This is a genomic window from Rhodoferax sp. (assembly GCF_025354435.1).
Taxonomy (GTDB): Bacteria; Pseudomonadota; Gammaproteobacteria; order Burkholderiales; family Burkholderiaceae_C; genus Rhodoferax_B.
In genome coordinates, this window is record NZ_JANXMU010000051.1 from 26,342 (window position 1) to 48,581 (window position 22,240).

Genomic DNA, 22,240 nt, shown 5'->3' on the forward strand with positions numbered 1-22,240 from the left:
CGGTGTCCACCTGGGCTTTTTTGTGTGTGCCGGGACTGATGTAAGTCCCGAGTGAAATGGAACCTATGAGAAAAGCCAAGCAATGGATCGCCACGGCGGTCTGCGCCGCAAGCCTGGTGGCTGCGTCCGGTGCCAATGCGGGTCTGTTCGATGGGCTGTTTGGTGGCGGTAAGGCCGGTGATGCCAGCCAGCCAGACCAGCGGACCGTCTGGAACATCCACGACTTCTCCAGCATCCAGCTGGTGGCACGCGAAGCCGGTGCCCCCGACAATCGGCATCCAGCGGTGATGGACACCAGAACCCTGCAGCAATTGCTGGAGTCGGTCCGTATTCCGGGTGCCAAGGTCCCTGTGGAGCTGGTGACGGGCTCCGAGGCCGAGCAACTTGCCGAACCCCTGTCGCAGGCCCTGGCCAGTGCTACGCCGGGCCAGGACGTGTTGCTGGTCAGCAGCGAGCGCCGCGTCCGTAACTCGATTGAACCTCCTACGGCAGTTACTGCCCGCATTTTTGTCAATGCCGAGGGTTTGCAACTTGTGGTGCGCGACGCGCGGTTCAATTTTTATGACAACTGGCGCGGTACCGGCGTGACGCCGACCTTCCGTTACGGTTCGCGCAATGGCGCGGGTTCTGCCCAGCTGCAAAGCGTGCTGGCGACCAGCCACCGTGCCGACTGGCTGACGTTCCCGCTCACTGCGGGCATGACATCGGCCATTGCCCCCACCCTGGTGAAAGCTGCCGCGCCTGTAGTCGCTGTGGCCCCAGTACCCGTTGTGCGCAACGCGTCTTTCTTTGATGCACAAGAACTGCGCCTGCAGAAACTGAAAAGCCTGCGCGAAAAAGACCTGATCACCGACCAGGAATACCAGCAAAAGCGCCAGGAAATCCTGAAAGACATGTGAACCTGACTGCTATTTTTTATATAGCTACTAGTGCAGGTGGAACATGCGCTAGCAGCCTAAAAAGCAATAGAAGTCCAGGTTAAATGGATTCAGGTTGGGTCGCGATTTCCAGTTGCGTCAGGTAGTGCATGGCGTGAAGGTTGCTGCTGCCACACATGTCTTGCGCGGGCTGCAGCTGGCCGCATACCGCCGGGCGCTCTGGCTGGCCAAAAATACGGCACAGGTTGGTCGCGTCGAGTTGCACGCAGCGCACCCCGGCCGGTTTGCTGATGCCATTGACTACCGGCATGCCGGGGATGGGCGAGCTGATGCTGGGGGCAATGCAGCAGGCACCGCAGCCTAGTCTGCATTCCATGGGGTTACTCTATATTTGATAGCCGCTTGTGCTGATTGGACCAGCGCAAGAAGCTTATTCGGCTTGAAACTTACGGGCGGCCCACAGGACCTGGTCGATCACGGCTTGCACGCTGGCGCGATGGGCTTCCTGCTTTAAATTGCCGTCTTCGGCAAACGCATCGAACGCCCGGCCCAGCGCGAATTGCTTGGGGGCCACCCAGCATTGCATATTGGCCATCAGCGGCGACAGGTGGGTTAGCGAGCGCAAACCCCCCAGCCCGCCCGGCGAGGCGCTCAACAGGCCCAACACCTTGCCAGTGAAGGAGCGGAAACCGTCTTTCCACACCGGGTCGGTCTTGACAGGACTGGAGGCCCAGTCGATGGTGTTCTTCAGCAGCGCGGGATAGCTGCCGTTGTACTCAGGCGCGCAAATGATCCAGGCCGGGTGCGCGAACATGATTTCTTTCAGGCGCAGCACGTCGGCGGGCGTGCCCTCGGCCTCCAGGTCGGCGTTGTACATGGGGATGTCGAAGTCGGCCAGCTCGATGTGGGTGACCTCGGCACCCGCTGTCGTGGCGATGCGGGCGGTGGCCTGGGCCAGTTGGCGGTTGTACGACTGTTTGCGGGTGCTGCCCGCGAATAGGAGTGTTTTCATACAGCAGATTGCACCATAGTTCGGGCCAAACCCTGCAACGCCGGGCTGACCTGCGGGTGCTCGGCCAGCAGCGACCAGAACTGCTGGGCAGCGGCCATGGCGTTAGCATTGGCCCAAAAGCCATCGGTGGCAAACGCGGCGTAGTCCAGAGCGCCGGTCTGGGCATCGGGCTGGTAGCGCATGGGCAGCATGCCGTAGACCGGGGCCAGGGCGAAGCGGCCTTTGGCGATGTCTTTCAAGCTATCGCCAAGGGCCAACAGGCCCAGGTTGCCGGCATGCATAGCGGTATTGCCGACCAAGCGGCCAAATTGCAGCCGGAACAGCGCCTGCAGCGCATCGTCTGCCGACAGCCGCCCTTGCCGCGCCAACGCATCGCAGGTGGCGGCCCAGTGCTGGTAGCCGCCGGGCACAAAGGCCGCGTGCGCCGCACCCACCGAAACCACATGCTGGCGGCCCGCGCTGCCGATGCGGTCAAACCTTTGGCTGACCAAATAAGTGCGGTTGTGGCTGTGCACCACCTCGCAGGCCGCCACCTGCTGGCCGTAGCTTTGCAGTACCTGCAGACACAGGGCTTCGGCATGCAGCAGGTCGTGCCAGCGCTCGCCAAACGGCGTGCCACGCGGGGGCGAGAACTTCACCAGCACCGGTGTGCCGAGGTGGTTGGTGGCCAAAAATTTGGGTTGACCGCCCGCTATGGACGAGCCCGCAGGCAAGGTATGGGCGATGCTGTGGGCCAGCGCGTCCAGCGCCAGGCCCAGGTCGGGCCCGGGTGGGGGCAGGGCAGGCAAAGCGGTGGCTGCGTGCAGGTGCCCCAGCACCAGGGCCCCTGGCGCGTCGTGTAAATGCAAGGCGGCGGTCAGCGTGGCCTGCAGGTCCCAGTGGTCGGGGTTGCCGGGCACGCCGTAGCCCGTCAGGCTCTGCGCCAGCAGGCGGCCTAAAAACCCCTGCGCTTGCAGTGGCAACAGGTACCACGGCAAGCCGGTGGTGGACAGCACGTCCAGCCCAGGTGCCTCGATATGGATATGGTCCCGGGCCAGCAGGCTCAAATGCCCCAAGGGTTGGGCCCGGCCTGCGCTGTCCACCCGCCACAGCGGTTGCTGTGCGGCACTGCCTGCAATCGGCTGAGGTAGAGCGTAGCGGGCGCTTTTGCCCTGGCCTAGGGTGAGCACCTGGCCCGGTAACTGGCCCAGCAGGCGCGACACCGTGGACTGGCTTTTGCCCAAGGCCTTCTGGAGATCCGCCGAGCGGGACGCGCCATGGCTTTGCAAATGCAATAAAAGTGCTTCGGTATCGGCTGACATGATAAATAAAAAAATCGTATGAATTATCTTTTTAATCAACAGGTTACACGTATTTTAACTACCAAGTAAATAGTATTTGATAGGATAAACAGGATTGTCACGCCCTTGCCGGTAGCCCTTGGGCGTCTGCCCGTACTGCGCCCTAAAGCTATGGATAAAGTAGCTGGGGTTGGCGTAACCGCAGGCCCAGGCCACCTCTTTCACCGCCAGCGCGCTCTCGGCCAGCAGGCGGGCGGCGCGGGCCATGCGCATGCGGTTGATGTAGGCCACCAGGGCTTCCTGCGTCTGTTGGCGGAACAGGTGTGACAAATAGTCTGCCGTGCAGCCGCATTGCTGGGCCAGGCCGCGCACGCTCAAATCCGCATCGCCCAGTTGGTTTTGCACCAGTACCCGCACCTTGGTGACCCAGGCGGATTCGGGGGCGGTGTGCGGGTCGATATCGGCCAGCGCGCGCAGCACCCCGGCAGTGGCTGCGGCCACCAGGGCGCGGATTTGCAGCGTGGCCCATTCGGGCTGCATGTTCTGGCCCAGCCGGGCCGCGTCGGCCAGCCAGTCGTGGATGTGGCGGGCCTGCGGGTGTTGGCGCATCTCTAGGTGGCGTATGCCGGGCTTGCCGGTGTGGATTTCTTGCGCCAGATGGCAGGTGAGGGCGTGGGCCTCGGCGTAGACCACCAGGTTGGCAAACGGCTGGGCGGGCGCGGCGCGCACCTGCTCGGCATGCAGCAACTGCGGCGGCATCAGCAGCGCCTCACCGGGGCCCAGGGTCAGCGTGCCGTGCGGCAGGCAAAAGTCGGTCCAGCCGCCGGTTTGCAGGAACAGCTCGGGGCCGACGTGGAAGTGGCCCTCGCCGCGCTCCACTGGGGCCCCCCCGGGCAGGTGCACCACCAGGCTGCCCACCATGGCGCGCCTTAAGAAGTCGCCCAGGTGCTGGCGCATGGCCACTGCGTCCTGTGCCGCAGATGCTGCCGGGGCGGCGGCATACAGGGGCGAGTCGACTTGCAGTCTATGTTCCATGTTTTTTGCTATTCATTGCGGATTTTTGGCAGCATTTTGGCTGGCAGCAGGGTGCTGGCAGGCTTAGAGTCTAGGCCACACAACCCATTACCCCACGCCAGGAGCACCCTAGTGAAAACCCGTATTTCTGTTATTGTCTGGAACGAATTCCGCCACGAACGCGAAAACGCCGCCGTCGGTGCTATCTATCCCGAAGGTCTGCACACCACCATTGCCAACGCACTGGCCGCCACCCCCGGCCTGAACCCCGGTGCCCTGCCGCTGGACACCAGTACCGCCACGCTGGATGAGGCCGAGCACGGCCTGAGCGAAGCCCGCCTGGCCAGCTGTGACGTGCTGATTTGGTGGGGCCACAAGGTGCACAATCTGGTGGACGATGCGGTGGTCGACCAGGTGCAAAAGCGCGTGCTGGAAGGCATGGGTTTGATCGTGCTGCATTCCGGCCATTTCAGCAAAATCTTCCGCCGCATGATGGGCACCAACTGCTCGCTGAAATGGCGCGAGGCGCACGAAAAAGAACGTCTGTGGGTGGTCGAACCCTCGCACCCTATCGCCGCCGGTCTGGGCGAATATTTCGAGTTGCCCAATGAAGAGATGTACGGCGAGCGCTTCGACATTCCGCAGCCCGACAGCACGGTGTTCATCTCGTGGTTCGAGGGTGGCGAGGTGTTCCGCTCCGGCTGCTGCTGGGAGCGCGGCCATGGCCGCATCTTCTACTTCCGCCCTGGCCACGAGGCCTACCCCACCTACCACGACAAAAACGTGCAGCGCGTGATCGCCAACGCCGTGCAGTGGGCCGCGCCCCGCGTCAACATCGTGGACGTGTGCCCTAATGCTGCGCCGCTGGAGACCATCAGCCCCAAAGCCGGTTTCACCAACGTCGGCATCACCCAGACCAAGGCGGATTTGGTATGAGCGAAACCATGAAAAAACTGCGTGTTGGCGTGATCGGTCTGGGCATGGGCCGCGCCCACATCAAAGGCTGGCAAGAGCACCCGAACGTGGAAGTGGTGGCCTTGGCTGACCCCGACGCGGCACGCTTGACCAAGGTGGGTGACGAGTTCAGCGTGGCAGGCCGTTATGCCTCTGCCGAAGAAATGCTGGCGACCGAGCGGCTGGACGTGGTCAGCGTCTGCACCCCCAATAAGTTTCACATGGAACTGACCTTGGCCGCGCTGGCCGCAGGCTGCCACGTGCTGTGCGAAAAGCCCATGGCCATGAACGCCCAAGAGAGCCGCCAGATGCTGGAAGCCGCCAAAGACGCGGGCAAGCGGCTGATGATCAACTTCTCGTACCGCTTCAGCGCCGCATCCCGGGCCCTGAAGGCCCAGGTGGATGCCGGCTTGTTTGGCGACTTCTACTTTGGTCGCAGCGTCTGGCACCGCCGCCGTGGTATGCCTGGCTTTGGTGGCTGGTTTGGCACCAAGGCGCTGGCCGGGGGCGGCCCGTTGATCGACCTGGGTGTGCACCGCCTGGACCTGGCCCTGTGGCTGATGGGCTACCCGCAACCCACCTGGGTGATGGGCAGCACCTACAACCCCATCGCCAGCGGCCTGGCCCAGAAGGCCGGCAAGACCTTTGATGTGGAAGACCTGGCTGCTGGGTTCATCCGCTTCGATACCGGTGCTACGTTGGCCCTGGAGGCCTCCTGGGCCGCCAACATCCAGGAGGCTGAGCTGATGGAAACCCGGCTGCTGGGCACCAAGGCTGGGCTGCTGCAAAAGAATCTGGGCGGTGGCTACACCTTCGACGCGCAGGTGTTCACCGAAGTCAACGGTGCGCCGGTGGACATGCACCTGTGCCCGCCCACCTTAGAGGCCCAATCGGCCATGTTCGATTACGCCGAGGCCATCCTCACCGGCACGCCGCACCCGGCGGGCGGCGACGAGGGGCTGGTGGTAATGCAAATTCTGGACGCGCTGTACGAGAGTGCGCGCACGGGCAAGCCGGTGCAGATCCACCCTGGCGCTGGCCAATAGCCTTGTTACACGGTGGTCATGGGATCGGCTTAACATGCGCCTTTATTTTGCCACACCCCCACAGGAGCACCTCCCATGACCACCGCCCACGGCTACGCCGCTACCTCCCCCACGACCCCTCTGGCCCCCTTCAGCTTCGAACGCCGCACCCCTGGCGCACAGGACGTGGCGCTGGATGTTTTGTACTGCGGGGTTTGCCATTCCGACCTGCACACGGCCCGCAACGAGTGGCAGAACACCGTGTACCCCAGCGTACCCGGCCATGAAATCGTCGGCCGCGTCACGGCGGTGGGCGATCTGGTCAGTAAATTCAAGGTGGGTGACCTGGTCGGTATTGGCTGCATGGTCGATAGCTGCCAGCACTGCGCACCCTGTGTCGAAGGCCTGGAGCAGTACTGCGACAACGGTTTTACCGGCACCTACAACGGCCCGGTGTTCCCCAACGGCACCAACACCTATGGCGGCTATTCCAACCACATGGTGGTGCGCGAATCCTTCGTGCTGCGCATCTCCCACGGGCTGGACGACCTGGCCGCGGTAGCCCCGCTGTTGTGCGCGGGCATCACCACCTATTCGCCACTGCGCCAGTGGAAAGTGGGCCCCGGCCAGAAGGTCGGCATCGTTGGCCTGGGTGGCTTGGGCCATATGGGCGTGAAGATCGCTGCCGCCATGGGCGCGCACGTGGTGCTGTTCACCACCTCCGAGAGCAAGCGTGCAGATGCCTTGCGCCTGGGCGCCAAGGAAGTCGTGGTGTCCAAGAACGCCGACGAGATGGCCGCCCACGCCAACAGCTTTGACTTCATCCTCAACACCGTCGCCGCTGCGCACAACCTGGATGCCTTCTTGGGCCTGCTCAAGCTGGACGGCACCATGACCCTGGTCGGCGCGCCAGAAACCCCGCACCCGTCCCCCAATGTGTTTGGCCTGATTTTCAAGCGCCGCCGCCTGGCCGGTTCGCTGATCGGCGGCATTGCAGAGACCCAGGAGATGCTGGACTTCTGCGCCCAGCACGGCATCGTGTCGGACATCGAAACCATCCCCATGGACCAGATTGAAACCGCCTACACCCGCATGCTGAAAAGCGATGTGAAGTACCGCTTCGTCATTGACATGGCCACGCTATAGTTTTCAGGCCTTTTTTCAGGCATAAAAATAGCTGCTAGCGTAAATTTAACCTACGCTAGCAGCTATCAAAATATACTAATTTTTCTATTTTTTCCGATATACGTACAACCCGGCCAGCGCGGTAAACACCACGATGATCGCCACCACCACGAAGAAGCCGTGCTGGTGGTCGGCCAGGGGGATGCCGCCCACATTCATACCCAGCAGCCCGGCCACGATGTTGATCGGCAGGGCCAGCATGGTGACCACGGTCAGGGTGAAGACGCTCTGATTGGTCTGCTCGCTCACCTGGGCGGCGATTTCTTCCTGCAGCAGCTTGATGCGTTCTTTCAGCTCCGACATGTTGCGGATGGTCAGCGAAAACTCTTCGGTGGCCTGGCGCACCGCTTCCAGGTCGTGCTCGCTGATCCACGGCGGCGGCAGGCGCAGCAGCCGAAACAAGGCCCCCGGTTCGGGCGCCAGCAGGCGCTGCAGGCGCACCAACACGCGGCGCAGTTTGCCCAGGTCGGCGCGGCGGTTGTGCAGGCGACCCACCAAAAACTTGTCTTCGATGGCATCTACCTGCACCGTGGTTTCGCGCACGATGTGCACCAGCACGTCGCCTTGCTCCATCAGCAACTGGTTCAGAAACGCCACCGACGAGGCCAGCGGCTTGCCGTGCTTGACGGCATCGCGCATGCGGTCGATGGAACGCAGCGGGTGCGAGCGGGCGCTGAGGGCCATGTGCGGGCCCACGTTGAGCCACAGGCTGGCGATCTCGGCTGGGTCGAAGGCGAACTCGAACGCCACATCGTTGACCACCGCGATCAGCGTGTCGTGCGCGTCCTCGATGCGGGTAGAGCGGGAGCCCGCGTGCAGCGCCTCGAAGAACTCGGGCACGGCATCCAGGTGCTTGCGGATGCAGGCCTCGGCCGCCGCGTCACTCAGGTTGAAGTGCAGCCACACGAAATCGGCCACGCCCTTGGGGGTGTCGCTGCGCAGCCAGGCCGCGGCTTCGGCCAGGTCCACTGGCACGCCGGGCGCACCATTTTCAAACCGGTAGCCGCAGAGCAGGCCGGTTTTGTCGGCACCGTAGGTGATTTGCACGGTGCTAGGCCGCCAGGGCCAATGTGCCACGTGGAACACATCGCACCGGGGTGGTTACTGGAGTCATGGAAAAGCACCGTGGGTAAACTGCCCAGTGTCTTACCGCTGCGTGACAAAGGCGTGACAGGCGTATGGCAGCGAATTTGTAAAAAATCGGTTTCTTGTGTTGGCCGGGCCAGCACAAGCAGCTATTTTTTACATAGCAAACCTCAGTACGGTTTAGTGCGCCTTCTTGCCCCGCACGCGCTGCACCAGCAGTACCCCGGCCAGCACCACCGCACCGGCCACCACCCCGGCGATGCCGTCCAGCAGCGTTGGAGCCACGGTTTGCAGCAGGCCGCCCACACCCGGCAGCGCCGCAGCCGACTGGGTGATGGCTTCAATGCCATGGTGCAGGGCAGGCCAGCCGTGCGTCAATATGCCGCCGCCCACCAGGAACATGGCGGCGGTGCCCACCACCGATAGCGTCTTCATCATCCAGGGCGCAAACGCCAGAATGCCGCGACCCAGGCTGCGCTGCCAGGCGCTGTTTTGCTGCGTGAGGTACAGGCCGCCATCGTCCAGCTTGACGATGGCGGCCACCAGGCCGTACACGCCCACCGTCATCACCACCGCAATGGTGGTCAACACGCTGAGCTGGGTGCTGAAGCCGCTGCCCTGCACCGTGCCCAAGGTGATGGCGATGATCTCGGCCGACAGGATGAAGTCGGTGCGCACCGCGCCTTTGATCTTGTCCTGCTCCAGCGCCACCAGGTCGATAGCCGGGTTGGCCACCGCGGCCACCAGCGCGCTGTGTTCTGCGGCCACGGCATCGGCGCTGTGCATGAAGGGATGGGCTAGCTTCTCAAAGCCTTCAAAGCACAGATAGGCACCGCCCACCATCAGCAGCGGGGTTACTGCCCAGGGGGCAACGGCGCTGATGGCCAGCGCGGCGGGCACCAGAATCAACTTGTTGCGAAACGATCCCTTGCACACGGCCCACACCACCGGCAGCTCGCGCTCGGCGCGCACGCCGCTGACCTGCTGCGCGTTTAGCGCCAGGTCGTCGCCCAGCACCCCGGTGGTCTTCTTGGCCGCCACCTTGGTCAGCAAGGTGACATCGTCCAGGATGGAGGCAATATCGTCGATCAGCGCAAGCAGGCTAGAGGCCATGGGGGAGTTTTCCAAACAGGGCCGCTGCACCGCGCGGCGGCATGGAGAGATTGTCGCTGGACGGTAAAGTCATATGCCAAATAGACTATTGGTGCATATTCCGCCTACGCAAGTAGCTATGAAAACAGGAGCTAAGGCTATTTGCGCTGTTTATCGGCCTTGTGCCAGTAGGTGAATGCGTCCTCGTGCACCTCGATGTCCACCTCCATCACCCGCGCCTGCAGCTGGGCCTGCACATCGGCCACCGCCTGGTTGTAGACCAGCGGCCCGATTTCTTCGAGGAAAAAGCCCAGCAAACCCCCAGCGGCCACATTGCCGATTTTCTCGTCCATGTGGGTCAGAAAGTAGCGCTCGATGGAGGCGATGGCCTGCTGGCGGGTGTCGGGGCGGATGGTGATGGGCATGGGTTTACTTGTTTGCAGCCAGATATTCTTGGGCTTTCTGGCCCACAAACTGCCGCCCCGGATTGCTGCCGCTGCACCATTCTGCGGGGCTGAACAGGGCAAACAGACCGATCTTGGCCAGGGTGGGGATGGCCAGCTCCAACTCGCGTTCGATCTCGCCGCGCGCGTCTGCGCTGGCTGCGTTGTACAGCGCCACGTTGTGCAGCATGGCGGCGACGGTGCCGGTCTGCACCTGGCTGCCGTCCTGCAGGGTCACGCGTGGCAGGGTTTCGCCCGCTGCCAGAATCTTCTGGTTGACGCGGGCCAGGATGATGGCTTCGGTAGAGGAGGGCATGGGTTTCCTTTCAGCGATGGCGGTACGCCAATGATAAGAGCCGGTGTTGCCGCAGGAAACCAGGGGGTTTATTAAAATGCTGGATTCCCCACCTGCCCGTGGACCCGCTATTTTGGCGCGGTTTGCCAGTGCTGGGGCTGGCACTGACAGAGGAAGAGCGTATGTTGTACCCCCAAGAATTTGATGTGATCGTGGTTGGCGGTGGCCATGCCGGCACCGAGGCCGCGCTGGCCGCTGCGCGCATGGGCTGCAAAACCCTGCTGCTCACGCACAACATCGAGACGCTGGGCCAGATGAGCTGCAACCCGTCCATCGGCGGCATCGGCAAGGGGCATTTGGTCAAAGAGGTGGATGCGCTGGGCGGGGCCATGGCCTTGGCCACCGACGAGGGCGGCATCCAGTTCCGCATCCTCAATTCCAGCAAAGGCCCGGCCGTGCGCGCCACGCGGGCCCAGGCCGACCGGGTGCTGTACAAGGCCGCTATTCGGCGCATGCTGGAAAACCAGCCGAATCTGTGGCTGTTCCAACAGGCCGTGGACGACCTGATGATCAAAGGCGACCGGGTGGTAGGCGCGGTGACGCAGGTCGGCATCCAGTTCCGCAGCCGCACCGTGGTGCTGACGGCGGGCACCTTCTTGGACGGCAAGATTCACGTCGGCCTGAACAACTACGCCGCAGGCCGCGCAGGCGACCCACCGGCGGTGTCGCTGAGCGCCCGGCTCAAGGAACTCAAGCTGCCCCAGGCCCGCCTGAAAACCGGCACGCCGCCGCGTATCGACGGCCGCAGTATCGACTACAGCCAATTGGAAGAGCAGCCCGGCGACGGCATGCCCGGCGGCATGGGCGCGCAGATTCCGGTATTCAGCTTCATGGGCAACCGGGCGATGCACCCGGCGCAAATGCCGTGCTGGATCACCCACACCAATGCGCGCACGCACGAGATCATTCGCGCAGGCTTTGACCGCAGCCCCATGTTCACCGGCAAGATCGAGGGCGTGGGCCCGCGCTACTGCCCCAGCGTGGAAGACAAGGTGAACCGCTTTGCGGATAAGGACAGCCACCAGATCTTCCTGGAACCCGAGGGCCTGAACACCCATGAGATCTACCCCAACGGCATCTCCACCAGCCTGCCGTTCGACGTACAGTACGACCTGGTGCGCTCCATGAAGGGCATGGAAAACGCCCACATCCTGCGCCCCGGTTACGCCATCGAATACGACTACTTCGACCCCCGCGCCTTGAAAACCAGCTTCGAAACCCGCGCCATCGGCGGCCTGTTCTTCGCGGGCCAGATTAACGGCACCACCGGCTACGAAGAGGCGGCGGCCCAAGGCCTGTTCGCCGGTATCAACGCTGCGTTGCAATGCCGTGGCGAAGCCTCCTGGCTGCCGGGCCGCGACCAGGCCTACCTGGGTGTGCTGGTCGACGACCTGATCACCAAGGGCGTGACCGAGCCCTACCGCATGTTCACCAGCCGCGCCGAGTTCCGCCTGCAGCTGCGCGAAGACAACGCCGACATGCGCCTTACCGAGATGGGCCGCCATATGGGCCTGGTAGACGATGCCCGCTGGGAGTCATTCAACCGCAAGCGGGAGGCTGTTTCACGTGAAACAGAGCGCCTGCGCAGCCTGTGGATCAGCCCCAAGAACCTGGCGGTGGCCGAGGCCGAGCGGGTGCTGGGCAAAGCCATCGAACACGAGTACAGCTTGGCCGAGCTGCTGCGCCGCCCGGATGTGCACTACGACGGGTTGATGTCGCTGGCCGGTGCCAAGTTCGCCGTGCCCGAGTTCGCCCCCGGTGTTCCACGTGAAACAGCCGAGGCCGACTTTGTAGCCGCCGTACTGGAGCAGGTGGACATCAACGCCAAGTACTCGGGTTACATCGAACGCCAAAAGTCCGAGATCGACCGCGCCGCCCACTACGAGCACCTGAAGATCCCCTCCGACCTGGACTACCTGCAGGTCAGCGCCCTGAGCTATGAGGTGCGCCACACCCTCAACAAACACCGGCCCGAAACGCTGGGCCTGGCCTCGCGCATGTCGGGCGTGACCCCGGCGGCCATTTCGCTGCTGCTGGTGCATTTGAAGAAGCTGGGCTGGAAGGACCGGCCTACGGTGGAGGAGGCGGTTGCATGAGCGATCGTTTGGAGATACTGACCCGCAGCACCGCGCAGCTCGGTCTCACCCTGTCGGACGCACAGCACCAGACCCTGCTGCGTTATCTGGACCTAATTCTGAAGTGGAACAAGGTTTACAACCTGACCTCCCTGCGTGACCCAGCCGAAGCGCTGACCCACCACCTGATCGACAGCCTGGCCGCCGTGCCGCCGTTGCTGCGCCATTTGGCGGGACGCGAAGATGCCAAGCTGCTGGATGTAGGTTCCGGCGCTGGCCTGCCCGGCGTGGTGTTCGCCATCTGCTGCCCGCAGTTGCAAGTGCGCTGTGTCGACACCGTCGGCAAGAAGGCCGCATTTGTGCAGCAGGCCGCGCTGGAACTGAAGCTGCCTAACCTGCGTGGCGTGCACGCCCGGGTCGAGAGCCTGACCGAAAAGTTCGACGTGGTCAGCGCCCGGGCGTTTGCCTCGCTGGTCGATTTCACCACTTGGTCGGTCGGCGCGCTGGCCGGGCAGGGCGTGTGGCTGGCCATGAAGGCCAAGCACCCCGACGCAGAAATCGCCGCGTTGTCCGCTTCGGTAGAGGTGTTTCACGTGGAACAACTCAGCGTGCCAGGGCTGGGCGCAGAGCGTTGCATTATCTGGATGCGCTCTAAAAATACTCTCGCGTAAACTTGCCTCCTCACACGCGAGGAGTTCCCCATGTTCGGCATTGCAAATTACGCCGCGTTCGTCGCGGCCATCATCGTTTTTTTGATGATCCCAGGCCCGGGTAATTTGGCGCTCATCACCTCCACCAGCAAGGGCGGCATCCGGGGCGGCCTGGCCGCTACCCTGGGCGTGATCCTGGGCGACCAGGTGCTGATGTGGACGGCGGTGGCCGGAGTGGCGGCCTTGCTGGCCAGCTACCCGGTGGCGTTTGCGGCGGTGCAGTGGCTGGGTGCGGCTTACCTGGCCTACCTGGGAGGCAAGATGCTGCTGGCCAAGGCGGGCGATGCGCCTATTTTGAACATCAAGCCATCCCACTTTCTGCGCCAGGCCCTGGTCATCACCCTGCTGAACCCCAAGGCCATCGTGTTCTACATGGCGTTTTTTCCGTTGTTTGTGGACCCGGCCCACCACCAGGGCTTGCTGACTTTTGCGGTGATGGCATTGACGATTGCCGCGCTGACCTTGGTCTACGGCCTGGTCGCCACCTTGTTGACCCATTTTCTGGCCGAGCGCATACGTGCGAACCCGGTCGTGTCCCGCGTGCTGAACAAGCTGGCGGGCGTATTCCTCATTGGCTTTGGCGTGAAGCTGGCGCTGTCTAAATAATTTGAAAGTGCCGCATGGCTAAAGTTTTTTGTGTTGCCAACCAAAAGGGCGGGGTCGGCAAAACCACCACCACCGTGAATCTGGCCGCGGGTCTGGCCAAGGTGGGGCAGCGCGTGTTGATGATCGACCTGGACCCGCAGGGCAACGCCACCATGGGCTCGGGTGTGGACAAGCGCACGCTGGAGCTCACGGTGTACGACGTGCTGCTCGAATCCAGCAGCATTGCCGAAGCCCGCGTAAAAGCCGAGAAGTGCGGCTACGACGTGCTCGGCTCCAGCCGCGAACTCAGCGGCGCCGAGGTCGAGCTGGTGACCATGGAGCGCCGCGAAAAGCGCCTGCAGGCCGCCATCGCCACGGTGGCTGCCGAATACGACTTTGTGTTGATCGACTGCCCGCCTAGTTTGTCGATGTTGACGCTGAACGGCCTGTGCGCCGCCAACGGCGTGATCGTGCCCATGCAGTGCGAATACTTTGCGCTGGAAGGCCTGACCGACCTGGTCAACACCATCAAGCAGGTGCACGCCAACCTGAACAAAGACCTGCAAATCATCGGTCTGCTGCGCGTGATGTTCGACCCCCGCATCACCCTGCAGCAACAGGTGAGCGAGCAGCTCAAGGCCCACTTTGCCGACAAGGTGTTCAACACCGTGATCCCGCGCAACGTGCGCCTGGCCGAAGCACCCAGCTACGGTTTGCCCGGCGTGGTGTTCGACCCGGCGGCCAAGGGCAGCGTGGCCTACGTCGAATTCGCCCAAGAGATGGTCGATCGGATCAAGGCCTGAATTTATAAAAAATAGGCCTCTAGTGCAAATAACATCTACGCTAGTAGCTATATAAATAATAGCAAATGACAATTCCTTGCGTTCTGCTCCTTCCCGGCTGGCAAGACTCCGGCCCTGGCCACTGGCAAACCCTGTGGGAAGCCGAATTTGGTGACCTGCGCGTCACCCAGCACGACTGGATGCGCCCGCTGCGCGGTGATTGGATCACCCGGCTGGAAGAAGTGGTGCAGGAGCAAGACGGGCCGGTGTGGCTGGCCGCGCACAGCCTGGGCTGCCATTTGGTGGCGGCGTGGGCGGCGGTTTCCCACAGTACGGCCAAGGTGCAGGGGGCATTATTGGTGGCACCGCCCGATACGGCCCAGCCCGACTACCCGCCCCAGCTGCACCGTTGGGCCGTGCCGGTGCTGGGCAAGCTGCCGTTTGCATCCACGCTGGTGGCCTCTACCGACGACCCGTACTGCAGCCTGGCAGCCGCCGAAAAATACGCCCAGCACTGGGGCGCGGCGCTGCACAACATCGGCCCGCGCGGCCACATCAATGCCGAATCCGGCCTGGGCGACTGGCCGCAGGGCAGGGCGCTATTGCTCGCAAATATTTAGAAAGCACAAGACTATGGCAACCCCCAAACGCAAAGGCCTGGGCATGGGCCTGGATGCCCTGCTCGGCCCCAAGGTCGTCGATCCCACGCCACTGGAAACGGGCTTGCCCACCGTCTTGCTGCTGAGCGACCTGGTGCCTGGCCAGTACCAGCCGCGCACCCGCATGGACGAGGGCGCGCTGTACGAGCTGGCCGAGAGCATCAAGGCCCAGGGCATCATGCAGCCGATTTTGGTGCGCCAACTGGCCAGCGGGGACAACGCTGGCAAGTACGAGATCATCGCCGGGGAGCGCCGTTTCCGCGCCGCCCGCATCGCCGGGCTGGACCGCGTGCCGGTGCTGGTGCGCGACGTGCCCGACGAATCGGCCGCGGCCATGGCGTTGATCGAAAACATCCAGCGCGAAGACCTGAACCCGCTGGAAGAAGCCCAAGGCCTGCAGCGCCTGGTGAAAGAATTCGCCATGACGCACGAGCAGGCGGCCCAGGCCGTGGGCCGCTCGCGCAGCGCCGCCAGCAACCTGCTGCGGCTGCTGAACCTGGCTGACCCGGTGCAGACCATGCTGATGGCGGGCGACCTGGACATGGGCCACGCCCGTGCCCTGCTGGCACTTGACCGGGCCACCCAGATCAGCGCGGGCAGCCAGATCGCCGCCAAGAAAATGTCGGTGCGCGAGGCCGAAAGTCTGGTCAAAAAACTCAGCGCCGAGTTCTCGCTCACGCCCTCGCCCAAGGCTGCCAAAGAGAAGTCGCGCGACCTGAAACGGGTGGAAGAAGAGCTGTCGGACCTGCTGATGGCCGAGGTGGACATCCGCATTAAAAAGCGCGTCAAACGCCACGGAAAGTTCGAGGAAATGGGCGAAGTGGTGCTGCAGTTTGGCTCGCTGGACGAGCTCAACGGCCTGGTCGAAAAACTCACGCGCAGCGCGGCGCACTGAACCGGTGTTGCGCTGGCCCCTGCCCGCGTTGCTCGCCTGGGGCGGTGCCTGGGCGCTGTTCACCACGCTGCTGCAGCTGGGTCTGCCAGGCATCGCCGCGCTGCTGCTGGCTACCGCCGGGGGCGCGGCCTGTAGCCTGCTGGGTGCCACCTGGTGGCGGCGCGGGCTGATTGCGGCGGGTTTTCCGCTGTCGCTGGCGCTGTCGGGCACGGCGGCGCTGCCCGCTTGGGCCTGGCTGCTGCCACTGGCCTTGCTGCTGCTGGTTTACCCATTGAACGCCTGGCGTGATGCCCCGCTGTTTCCCACGCCCGTACGGGCTTTGCAGGGCCTGGCGGCGGCGATTCCCTTACCCGAGGGTGCCCTGGTGCTGGATGCTGGTTGCGGCCTGGGCCACGGCCTGCAGGCCCTGCGCCTGGCCTACCCGCAGGCCCGGCTGCACGGCCTGGAGTGGAGCTGGCCGCTGCGCGCTGTGTGCGCCCTACGCTGCCCCTGGGCCCGCGTGCGCCAGGGCGACATCTGGCGCGCCGACTGGGCACCTTACGCGTTGGTCTACCTGTTCCAGCGGCCCGAGAGCATGGCCCGTGCCTTTGCCAAGGCCCAGGCGCAGATGCAGTCGGGCGCGTGGTTGGTGAGCTTGGAGTTTGAGGTGGTGGGCGTGGTGGCTACCGGGCGGTTGCATGCCCCGGACGGGCGGGCGGTGTGGCTGTACCGGGTGCCGGCCTAAAACGGCATAGGACAACGCTGAGCTACGGGCCATGAAAAAAGCCTCCCGCAGGAGGCTTTTTAAAAGGGCGGCGGTGGTTTACTGGCTTACTTTGAGTACGCCCCCTTTGCCCAGGCCGCCCTTGACTTCTTGTGCCTTGTAGTTGCGCAGTGAAATTACCATGCTGTTGTAGGCATCGACAAAAGCCGATACCGTGGCTTTGCCCGCTGGCGTGCGTGAAAAGCCGCCCAGGCCGGCTGCTGCACCGCCGCCAAAGGCACCCAGCGCGGCACCGTAGTTGGTGGCGGTGGAGTTGCCTTCGGAGATGGCGATTTACACCGACGACCGGATGTCGAACAGCGACAGCGTAACGACTGAGGACTTGCTTTCCAGTGAGCCCGCGACGGCACCCATCCCACGGCCGAGCAGGCCGCCCAACGCGCCTGCGATCTTGCCGGTGGATTCGTTGTCAATAACGATGGCCGGGTCCAGGAAGTAATCAGCCGCTACGCGTTGGCCTTTTTGTTGTTGCGAACCGGCGCGGAACTCGCCCGAATTGCGTTGCTTGTCGGTGATTGCCGAGAGCTTGCTTTCCATGCGGTTATTGCCGATGGAGGTGATCACGAAGCAGTTGGATTGCTGTACCGCCAGGTGCAACAGGGGTTCGATGCTGGTGACTTGGGTGGCTGCGCCAAAGCTGGCATACCAATCCTTGCCACGGCCATCGTCTACCGCCAGTGTGCCCAATGGTGCTGCGCAACGCTCCAGGCTGGAACTGGCCCCTGCGCTGGTACCGCCAGCTGCACCGCCCTGGACGGCAGTGGGGGCATTGCCCGCGGTGATTTGGCCGCCGCCGCACCCAGCGAGCGCGAGGCTACAGGTCAGGGCGGCCCAACGGAAGATTTTTTGCGATGTGTGCATGGCTAAGTCTTTCAAAGCGAAGGTTGCAGGTTGGAAAAATAAATCCAGATCAACGGTAGTACCAGCCGGAAGGGCCCCAGGCCCAGTAGTAGACGTAACCGGTTGCCCACCAGCCGTACCACGATTGGCGGTAGGTTTCGCGCCACCAGTAGTTCTCTTGGTCGGTCTTTTTGGCAGCCTGGGCTTCGGCCAGCAGCTTTTTGGCTTCTTTGTTACCACTGCCCGAGGCGAGCAGCAGCCATTTTTCAGCCTCTTGTGGATCGGAGCCCATTTCTTCCAGGCCCATCAGGTAGAAGCGGCCCAGGGCCAGTTGCGCCTGCTGGTTGCCATGGTCGCCGGCCTCGCGCACCCAGCGCAGTGCCTGGTAACTGTCGCGCTTGATGCCGTCACCTCGGAAGTAGCGCAGACCCAGGTCGAAGGCAGCTTTGGGGTCTTTGTTTGCCAGTTGCGTCAGAGCGGCAATGCGGCGGGTCTCTTCTGGATTCGCATCAAAGGTGGCATCCAAAGTGGCCGAATTGCGGGGCCGGTCGGAGCAGCCCATATCGTCACAAATGCGGATGGTTTTCTCGGCCGTCTGGGCACCTGCGGCCAGCGAGGCCAGCAGGAACGAAAGGAGCAAAAATTTCATAAAAATTCCTTCAACTTTATTATTGTATTCAAAACAGATACTAAAGTTTACATGCCTGGGCTTCCCGGGGGGAGAGTAAGTTTCTGATTAACCGGGTTGCAAACCACTACGCCGACAAACCAATAGGCTGGCGCGCGCAGCGGCGCAATGCGGGCCCAGGGCCGCTGGATAGAATTAGCCTATGGAAGAACCCCACGCCCCCCACCTGGTCGCTGAATGCCCCGCATTCTGATCGCGACGCGGGGCTCGTTCGGCGACTTTCATCCCTTTTTGGGCGTGGCCCAAGTGCTGCGCCAGCGCGGGCACGCGGTGGTCTTTGTGACCAATGCGCACAACCTGGACGGCATCTGCAAAGAGGGTTTCGATGCCCATGCCTTCGATGCCCACGATGCGCTCACGGATGCGCCGCGCCCGGAAACCGCAGGTCTTCCGATAGATGGCAGCAGCCGAGGCAGTCAGCGCATGCTGCGCCGACTCGGCGGCCAGTTGCTGGCCGAATACACCCTGATCCACCGTCTGGCCCGAAGCGCCGACATGCTGGTGGGGGCGCAAACCAGCCTGGCCTTGCCTTTGGTGGCCCGGGTGCTGCAGCGGCCCTGGGTGTTTGCCGCGGTGTCGCCCATGGCGTTTTTGTCGATGGATGATCCACCCTACGTGCATGGCCTGCGCACCGTGCGGCGTGGTGGGCCGTTGCCGGATTGGCTGCGCAGAGCTTGTATGCATTTGCTGCGCTTTGCCACCGCACAAAATATCCTGGGTTACCGTCCGCTGGAAAAGCGCCTGGGCCTGGAGCCCCGGCATCCGCTGTTTGAAGCGCGCTATTCCCCGCACGGCAATCTGGCGCTGTTTTCTTCCTTGCTGGCGGCACCCCAGGCCGACTGGCCGGTGCCGGTCGTCCCATGCGGATTCACCTTTTTTACGCCGCAAGGCAACGCTCCCGAGGATGCGGCGCTGGCCGACTTTTTGGCTGCCGGGCCGCCGCCGGTGGTGTTCACCCTGGGCTCGGTATCGCGCGCGTCACCACGCGGGTTTTACCGCCACGCGATGGCGGCCTGTGCTGCGTTGGGCTTGCGCGCCGTGCTGGTCAAAAAAACCTCGGTAGATCTGGGGCCGCTGCCCGATACCGTGTTTGCCGCCAACTTTGCGCCGTACGCCCAGTTGTTTGCCCAGGCCCGCGCGGTGGTGCACCACGGCGGTGTTGGCACGATTGCGCAATGCCTGCGCTGGGGCCAGCCGCAGCTGGTAGTGCCGCTGGCGCTGGACCAGTTTGACAATGCCTTTCGTACCCAGGCGCTGGGATGTGCCCGCGTGCTGCCGTTTGGCCAGGTGAACACCGAGCGCCTCACGGCCGAATTGCAAGCCCTGCTGGCCGACCCTGCACCCACCCACCGTGCCCAGCACCTGGCGCGCGCGATGGCGCAAGAGCACGGTGCCGAGGTGGCGGCGGATGCAATAGAACGGCTGTGTCCAAGCCCGGCGGCGTCAACATATTCTTAGATATCGCCCTGGTGGTAGCGCCTAAGATGTGGAGTACGTTGAAAGACTTTTCCATGCATTACCTCCAATTTGCATTGTGGGCAGTGGCTGGGGTGGTGGCGAGCGGTGTCCAGGCGCAGAGCCTTTTTTCTGTATCCACACTGCCCGGTTTATCCCCGGCACATCCGGTGCCCGTGCTGCAGCGCGGGCCCTTGCAGCCACCGCTGCGCTACCGCGTCATCGTGTTGGCGGGTGCGGGCTGCTCCGGCATGGCACCGGTGGCGGGCACCTACTTTGCCGGTTTACCGCATGCCCAAGTGTTGGTGCTGCACAAGCCGGGCGCCGACCCGAACGCAGGGCTGGAGCCAGCGGTCTGTCCCACCGGCTTTAACCAGCGCGACCAGCTGGTCCGTTGGCAGGAAAGTGCCCGTGCCGCCCTGCGTGCCGATGCCTCGAAACAGGTGGGCAGCGCCCCGGTGCGGCAGCTGCTGGTGGGCATCGCCGACGGTGTGGATTTGTTACCCGCGCTGGCCACCGAGGTGCCCCATCTGGCCGGGCTGGTGCTGCTCTCCGGCTCTGGGCTGGACCCGCGGGAGGCGGGTCTTCTACAGGCGCAGCGCAGCGGCCAGCTCGCCGCCTGGCAATCGCTGGACCAGGCCCAGCGCTCCGATTCCGCCGACAGCACCAAAGTGCAGGGCCATAGCCTGCGCTACTGGCGGGACCAGTGGCGCTGGCATACGGCCAAGCCCTTGATCGACTCGCCCTGGCCCATCTTGCAGATTTGGGGCGATGCCGATGCGCGGGTGCCAGCGGCCGCTTACCTGCGTTTCGCCGAACGCGCTGCGGGCCGTGTCGCACCCCTGTGCACCCGCCAGGTTGCCGCTGGCGACCCCGGTTTACAGCAGGTCTGGGCATGGCTGGAGAAGTGGGCGCAGGTGCCGGCGCAAGGGTTGTGCGAAGCCACGCTGCCTTGATGCGGTTACTCCTGATTTAGGAGCGATTAGTGTAGGTTTTATCTACGCTGGAGGCCTATTTGGCACTTATAAATAGGGCCTTACAGCCTGAAAATCTTACCCGGATTCAGGATGTTCAGCGGGTCCAGCGCCTGCTTGATGGCGCGCATCATGGCCACTGCGCCATCTCCGGCTTCGGTGACCAAGAAGTCCATCTTGTGCAGGCCGATGCCGTGCTCGCCGCTGCAGGTGCCGTCCAGCGCCAGGGCGCGGGTCACCAGGGCGTGGTTCAGGGCTTCGGCTTTCTCCCTTTCCTCGGCGCTGTCGGGGTCGATCAAATAGCCGAAGTGGAAGTTGCCGTCGCCCACGTGGCCGACCAGAAAGTAGGGGATGCCGGACGCATCCGCCTCGGCCACCGAATCCAGCAGGCAGTCGGCCAGCCGCGAGATGGGCACGCAGGTGTCGGTGGAGATGGCTTTGCAGCCGGGGCGCGACTGCACGGCGGCAAAGTAGGCGTTGTGCCGGGCCGTCCACAGGCGGGTGCGTTCCTCGGGCGTGCTGGCCCACTCGAACGCTTGGCCACCATGGTCGGAGGCAATCTCTTGCACCAGCTCAGCCTGCTCCTTGACGCCGGTGGGCGAGCCGTGGAACTCCATCAGCAGCATGGGTTCTTCGCGCAAACCGAGTTTGGCGTAGGCGTTGACCATGCGCACGGTGTTGGCGTCGATCAGCTCCACCCGGGCGATGGGTACGCCCAGTTGGATCACCTGGATGGTGGTGCGCACGGCGGCTTCGATGCTGGGGAACGAGCAGATGGCCGCCGAGATGGCCTCGGGCAGCGGGTAGATTTTGAGGGTGACTTCGGTGACCACGCCCAGCGTGCCCTCGCTGCCCACCATCAGCCGCGTCAGGTCGTAGCCCGCGCTGGATTTTTTGGCGCGGGTGCCGGTGCGGATGGTGTCGCCGCGGGCCGTCACCACCTCTAGCGCCAGTACGTTTTCGCGCATGGTGCCGTAGCGCACGGCGTTGGTGCCGCTGGCCCGGGTGGCGCACATGCCACCAATGGACGCGTCCGCGCCGGGGTCGATGGGGAAGAACAGGCCGGTGTGTTTGATGGCCTCGTTGAGCTGCTTGCGCGTCACGCCGGGCTGCACCGTGACGGTGAGGTCGTCGGCATTGATGCTCAGGATGGCGTTCATGCGGGCCACATCCAGGCTGATGCCACCTTGCACCGCCAGCAAATGCCCTTCCAGCGACGAGCCCACGCCGAAGGGGATGATTGGCACAGCGTGGCTGGCAGCGAGTTTCACCGCATCGGCCACGTCGGCCGTGCTCTGGGCAAACACCACGGCGGCAGGCGGCGGCACCGAGAACGCCGATTCGTCGCGCCCATGGTGCTCACGCACCGCCAGCGCCGTGCTGAACTGTGCGCCGAAGCGGCTTTGCAAGGCATCCACCAGAACGTCGGGAAGAGGGCGGATAGCGAAGGTCGGAGCATGCATGGGGGTATTCCGGTTAAAAGGATTTCA

The 22,240-nt window shown here is 63.6% G+C and carries 23 protein-coding genes and 1 pseudogene; 13 read left to right on the plus strand and 11 right to left on the minus strand.

What is annotated here, in order from left to right; genetic code table 11:
- Positions 1 to 65 precede the first annotated feature (65 nt).
- Positions 66 to 899 (plus strand): SHOCT domain-containing protein, encoded by an 834-nt coding sequence (locus Q0T48_RS14010; protein ID WP_295957239.1) that lies wholly within the window; start codon positions 66 to 68, stop codon positions 897 to 899.
- A 79-nt stretch (positions 900 to 978) separates the two neighbouring features.
- Here Q0T48_RS14010 and Q0T48_RS14015 read toward each other — a convergent pair whose 3' ends face one another.
- From Q0T48_RS14015 to Q0T48_RS14030, 4 genes are read right to left on the minus strand one after another with little or no spacing between them, the layout of a single operon-like run.
- Positions 979 to 1,254: a YkgJ family cysteine cluster protein gene (locus tag Q0T48_RS14015; protein ID WP_295957240.1), complete on the minus strand. Its 276-nt coding sequence runs from the start codon at positions 1,252 to 1,254 to the stop codon at positions 979 to 981.
- A 54-nt stretch (positions 1,255 to 1,308) separates the two neighbouring features.
- Positions 1,309 to 1,890: an NAD(P)H-dependent oxidoreductase gene (locus Q0T48_RS14020; RefSeq protein ID WP_295957241.1), complete on the minus strand. Its 582-nt coding sequence runs from the start codon at positions 1,888 to 1,890 to the stop codon at positions 1,309 to 1,311.
- On the minus strand, positions 1,887 to 3,191 hold the full coding sequence (locus Q0T48_RS14025; protein WP_295957242.1) for a HipA domain-containing protein: 1,305 nt from the start codon (positions 3,189 to 3,191) through the stop codon (positions 1,887 to 1,889). The genes Q0T48_RS14020 and Q0T48_RS14025 overlap by 4 nt, the downstream gene beginning before the upstream one ends.
- 54 nt (positions 3,192 to 3,245) lie before the next feature.
- Positions 3,246 to 4,205: a helix-turn-helix transcriptional regulator gene (locus Q0T48_RS14030; RefSeq protein WP_295957243.1), complete on the minus strand. Its 960-nt coding sequence runs from the start codon at positions 4,203 to 4,205 to the stop codon at positions 3,246 to 3,248.
- A gap of 111 nt (positions 4,206 to 4,316) precedes the next feature.
- Here Q0T48_RS14030 and Q0T48_RS14035 point away from each other — a divergent pair, with 111 nt between their 5' ends.
- The 3 genes from Q0T48_RS14035 (at position 4,317) to Q0T48_RS14045 (ending at position 7,309) form a co-directional block, all read left to right on the plus strand.
- Complete coding sequence (locus tag Q0T48_RS14035) at positions 4,317 to 5,120, plus strand: ThuA domain-containing protein (RefSeq protein WP_295957244.1); 804 nt, start codon at positions 4,317 to 4,319, stop codon at positions 5,118 to 5,120.
- The gene (locus Q0T48_RS14040; protein WP_295957245.1) at positions 5,117 to 6,184 is read left to right on the plus strand and encodes a Gfo/Idh/MocA family oxidoreductase; all 1,068 of its coding nucleotides are present in this window, start codon (positions 5,117 to 5,119) and stop codon (positions 6,182 to 6,184) included. Before Q0T48_RS14035 ends, Q0T48_RS14040 begins: the two co-directional genes overlap by 4 nt.
- A gap of 75 nt (positions 6,185 to 6,259) precedes the next feature.
- Positions 6,260 to 7,309, plus strand: a complete 1,050-nt coding sequence (locus Q0T48_RS14045; protein WP_295957246.1) for an NAD(P)-dependent alcohol dehydrogenase — start codon at positions 6,260 to 6,262, stop codon at positions 7,307 to 7,309.
- An 84-nt stretch (positions 7,310 to 7,393) separates the two neighbouring features.
- Here the strand turns inward: Q0T48_RS14045 and Q0T48_RS14050 are convergent, their stop codons facing one another.
- The 4 genes from Q0T48_RS14050 to Q0T48_RS14065 form a co-directional block, all read right to left on the minus strand.
- On the minus strand, positions 7,394 to 8,395 hold the full coding sequence (locus Q0T48_RS14050) for a transporter (protein ID WP_295957247.1): 1,002 nt from the start codon (positions 8,393 to 8,395) through the stop codon (positions 7,394 to 7,396).
- 219 nt (positions 8,396 to 8,614) lie between these two features.
- Positions 8,615 to 9,547: a DUF808 domain-containing protein gene (locus tag Q0T48_RS14055; RefSeq protein ID WP_295957248.1), complete on the minus strand. Its 933-nt coding sequence runs from the start codon at positions 9,545 to 9,547 to the stop codon at positions 8,615 to 8,617.
- A 137-nt stretch (positions 9,548 to 9,684) separates the two neighbouring features.
- Positions 9,685 to 9,951: a DUF2164 domain-containing protein gene (locus Q0T48_RS14060; protein ID WP_295957249.1), complete on the minus strand. Its 267-nt coding sequence runs from the start codon at positions 9,949 to 9,951 to the stop codon at positions 9,685 to 9,687.
- 4 nt (positions 9,952 to 9,955) lie between these two features.
- Positions 9,956 to 10,285: a hypothetical protein gene (locus tag Q0T48_RS14065; protein WP_295957251.1), complete on the minus strand. Its 330-nt coding sequence runs from the start codon at positions 10,283 to 10,285 to the stop codon at positions 9,956 to 9,958.
- 161 nt (positions 10,286 to 10,446) lie between these two features.
- Between Q0T48_RS14065 and mnmG the strand changes: the two genes are divergently transcribed.
- The 7 genes from mnmG to Q0T48_RS14100 all read left to right on the plus strand — a co-directional run bounded on the left by mnmG (position 10,447) and on the right by Q0T48_RS14100 (position 16,754).
- Positions 10,447 to 12,420 (plus strand): tRNA uridine-5-carboxymethylaminomethyl(34) synthesis enzyme MnmG, encoded by a 1,974-nt coding sequence (gene mnmG / locus Q0T48_RS14070; protein ID WP_295957253.1) that lies wholly within the window; start codon positions 10,447 to 10,449, stop codon positions 12,418 to 12,420.
- On the plus strand, positions 12,417 to 13,070 hold the full coding sequence (gene rsmG / locus Q0T48_RS14075) for a 16S rRNA (guanine(527)-N(7))-methyltransferase RsmG (protein ID WP_295957254.1): 654 nt from the start codon (positions 12,417 to 12,419) through the stop codon (positions 13,068 to 13,070). Before mnmG ends, rsmG begins: the two co-directional genes overlap by 4 nt.
- 30 nt (positions 13,071 to 13,100) lie before the next feature.
- Positions 13,101 to 13,715 carry a LysE family transporter gene (locus tag Q0T48_RS14080; protein WP_295957256.1) on the plus strand — a complete coding sequence of 205 codons (615 nt, stop codon included), beginning with the start codon at positions 13,101 to 13,103 and terminating at the stop codon, positions 13,713 to 13,715.
- A 14-nt stretch (positions 13,716 to 13,729) separates the two neighbouring features.
- The gene (locus tag Q0T48_RS14085; protein WP_295957257.1) at positions 13,730 to 14,497 is read left to right on the plus strand and encodes an AAA family ATPase; all 768 of its coding nucleotides are present in this window, start codon (positions 13,730 to 13,732) and stop codon (positions 14,495 to 14,497) included.
- Between the two features lie 65 nt (positions 14,498 to 14,562).
- Positions 14,563 to 15,096 carry an alpha/beta hydrolase gene (locus Q0T48_RS14090; protein WP_295957259.1) on the plus strand — a complete coding sequence of 178 codons (534 nt, stop codon included), beginning with the start codon at positions 14,563 to 14,565 and terminating at the stop codon, positions 15,094 to 15,096.
- A 13-nt stretch (positions 15,097 to 15,109) separates the two neighbouring features.
- Positions 15,110 to 16,030, plus strand: coding sequence for a ParB/RepB/Spo0J family partition protein (locus Q0T48_RS14095; protein WP_295957261.1), 921 nt, complete (start codon positions 15,110 to 15,112; stop codon positions 16,028 to 16,030).
- 7 nt (positions 16,031 to 16,037) lie between these two features.
- Entirely contained in the window at positions 16,038 to 16,754 is a 717-nt protein-coding gene (locus tag Q0T48_RS14100; protein ID WP_295957280.1) for a class I SAM-dependent methyltransferase, read from the plus strand.
- Positions 16,755 to 16,832: 78 nt separating this feature from the next.
- On the opposite strand, the pseudogene Q0T48_RS14105 reads toward Q0T48_RS14100, so the two are convergent.
- Both Q0T48_RS14105 and Q0T48_RS14110 read right to left on the minus strand, forming a co-directional pair.
- Positions 16,833 to 17,654, minus strand: a pseudogene (locus tag Q0T48_RS14105) (hypothetical protein).
- A 49-nt stretch (positions 17,655 to 17,703) separates the two neighbouring features.
- Positions 17,704 to 18,282: a sel1 repeat family protein gene (locus tag Q0T48_RS14110; RefSeq protein ID WP_295957263.1), complete on the minus strand. Its 579-nt coding sequence runs from the start codon at positions 18,280 to 18,282 to the stop codon at positions 17,704 to 17,706.
- A gap of 216 nt (positions 18,283 to 18,498) precedes the next feature.
- On the opposite strand from Q0T48_RS14110, the gene Q0T48_RS14115 reads away from it, so the two are divergent.
- Positions 18,499 to 19,779, plus strand: a complete 1,281-nt coding sequence (locus Q0T48_RS14115; RefSeq protein ID WP_295957265.1) for a nucleotide disphospho-sugar-binding domain-containing protein — start codon at positions 18,499 to 18,501, stop codon at positions 19,777 to 19,779.
- 53 nt (positions 19,780 to 19,832) lie between these two features.
- Positions 19,833 to 20,732: an alpha/beta hydrolase gene (locus Q0T48_RS14120; protein WP_295957267.1), complete on the plus strand. Its 900-nt coding sequence runs from the start codon at positions 19,833 to 19,835 to the stop codon at positions 20,730 to 20,732.
- A gap of 80 nt (positions 20,733 to 20,812) precedes the next feature.
- Here Q0T48_RS14120 and Q0T48_RS14125 read toward each other — a convergent pair whose 3' ends face one another.
- Positions 20,813 to 22,213 carry an FAD-linked oxidase C-terminal domain-containing protein gene (locus tag Q0T48_RS14125; RefSeq protein ID WP_295957269.1) on the minus strand — a complete coding sequence of 467 codons (1,401 nt, stop codon included), beginning with the start codon at positions 22,211 to 22,213 and terminating at the stop codon, positions 20,813 to 20,815.
- Positions 22,214 to 22,240 lie beyond the last annotated feature (27 nt).

Bases quoted from the DNA above. Each gene is read 5' to 3' on its own strand.
- Q0T48_RS14055 (WP_295957248.1), bottom strand. From the start codon at position 9,547: ATGGCCTCTAGCCTGCTTGCGCTGATCGACGATATTGCCTCCATCCTG.
- Q0T48_RS14085 (WP_295957257.1), top strand. From the start codon at position 13,730: ATGGCTAAAGTTTTTTGTGTTGCCAACCAAAAGGGCGGGGTCGGCAAA.
- mnmG (WP_295957253.1), top strand. From the start codon at position 10,447: ATGTTGTACCCCCAAGAATTTGATGTGATCGTGGTTGGCGGTGGCCAT.
- Q0T48_RS14025 (WP_295957242.1), bottom strand. From the start codon at position 3,191: ATGTCAGCCGATACCGAAGCACTTTTATTGCATTTGCAAAGCCATGGC.
- Q0T48_RS14125 (WP_295957269.1), bottom strand. From the start codon at position 22,213: ATGCATGCTCCGACCTTCGCTATCCGCCCTCTTCCCGACGTTCTGGTG.
- Q0T48_RS14020 (WP_295957241.1), bottom strand. From the start codon at position 1,890: ATGAAAACACTCCTATTCGCGGGCAGCACCCGCAAACAGTCGTACAAC.
- rsmG (WP_295957254.1), top strand. From the start codon at position 12,417: ATGAGCGATCGTTTGGAGATACTGACCCGCAGCACCGCGCAGCTCGGT.
- Q0T48_RS14045 (WP_295957246.1), top strand. From the start codon at position 6,260: ATGACCACCGCCCACGGCTACGCCGCTACCTCCCCCACGACCCCTCTG.
- Q0T48_RS14120 (WP_295957267.1), top strand. From the start codon at position 19,833: ATGCATTACCTCCAATTTGCATTGTGGGCAGTGGCTGGGGTGGTGGCG.
- Q0T48_RS14060 (WP_295957249.1), bottom strand. From the start codon at position 9,951: ATGCCCATCACCATCCGCCCCGACACCCGCCAGCAGGCCATCGCCTCC.
- Q0T48_RS14010 (WP_295957239.1), top strand. From the start codon at position 66: ATGAGAAAAGCCAAGCAATGGATCGCCACGGCGGTCTGCGCCGCAAGC.
- Q0T48_RS14090 (WP_295957259.1), top strand. From the start codon at position 14,563: ATGACAATTCCTTGCGTTCTGCTCCTTCCCGGCTGGCAAGACTCCGGC.
- Q0T48_RS14030 (WP_295957243.1), bottom strand. From the start codon at position 4,205: ATGGAACATAGACTGCAAGTCGACTCGCCCCTGTATGCCGCCGCCCCG.
- Q0T48_RS14080 (WP_295957256.1), top strand. From the start codon at position 13,101: ATGTTCGGCATTGCAAATTACGCCGCGTTCGTCGCGGCCATCATCGTT.
- Q0T48_RS14115 (WP_295957265.1), top strand. From the start codon at position 18,499: ATGCCCCGCATTCTGATCGCGACGCGGGGCTCGTTCGGCGACTTTCAT.
- Q0T48_RS14110 (WP_295957263.1), bottom strand. From the start codon at position 18,282: ATGAAATTTTTGCTCCTTTCGTTCCTGCTGGCCTCGCTGGCCGCAGGT.
- Q0T48_RS14095 (WP_295957261.1), top strand. From the start codon at position 15,110: ATGGCAACCCCCAAACGCAAAGGCCTGGGCATGGGCCTGGATGCCCTG.
- Q0T48_RS14065 (WP_295957251.1), bottom strand. From the start codon at position 10,285: ATGCCCTCCTCTACCGAAGCCATCATCCTGGCCCGCGTCAACCAGAAG.
- Q0T48_RS14040 (WP_295957245.1), top strand. From the start codon at position 5,117: ATGAGCGAAACCATGAAAAAACTGCGTGTTGGCGTGATCGGTCTGGGC.
- Q0T48_RS14015 (WP_295957240.1), bottom strand. From the start codon at position 1,254: ATGGAATGCAGACTAGGCTGCGGTGCCTGCTGCATTGCCCCCAGCATC.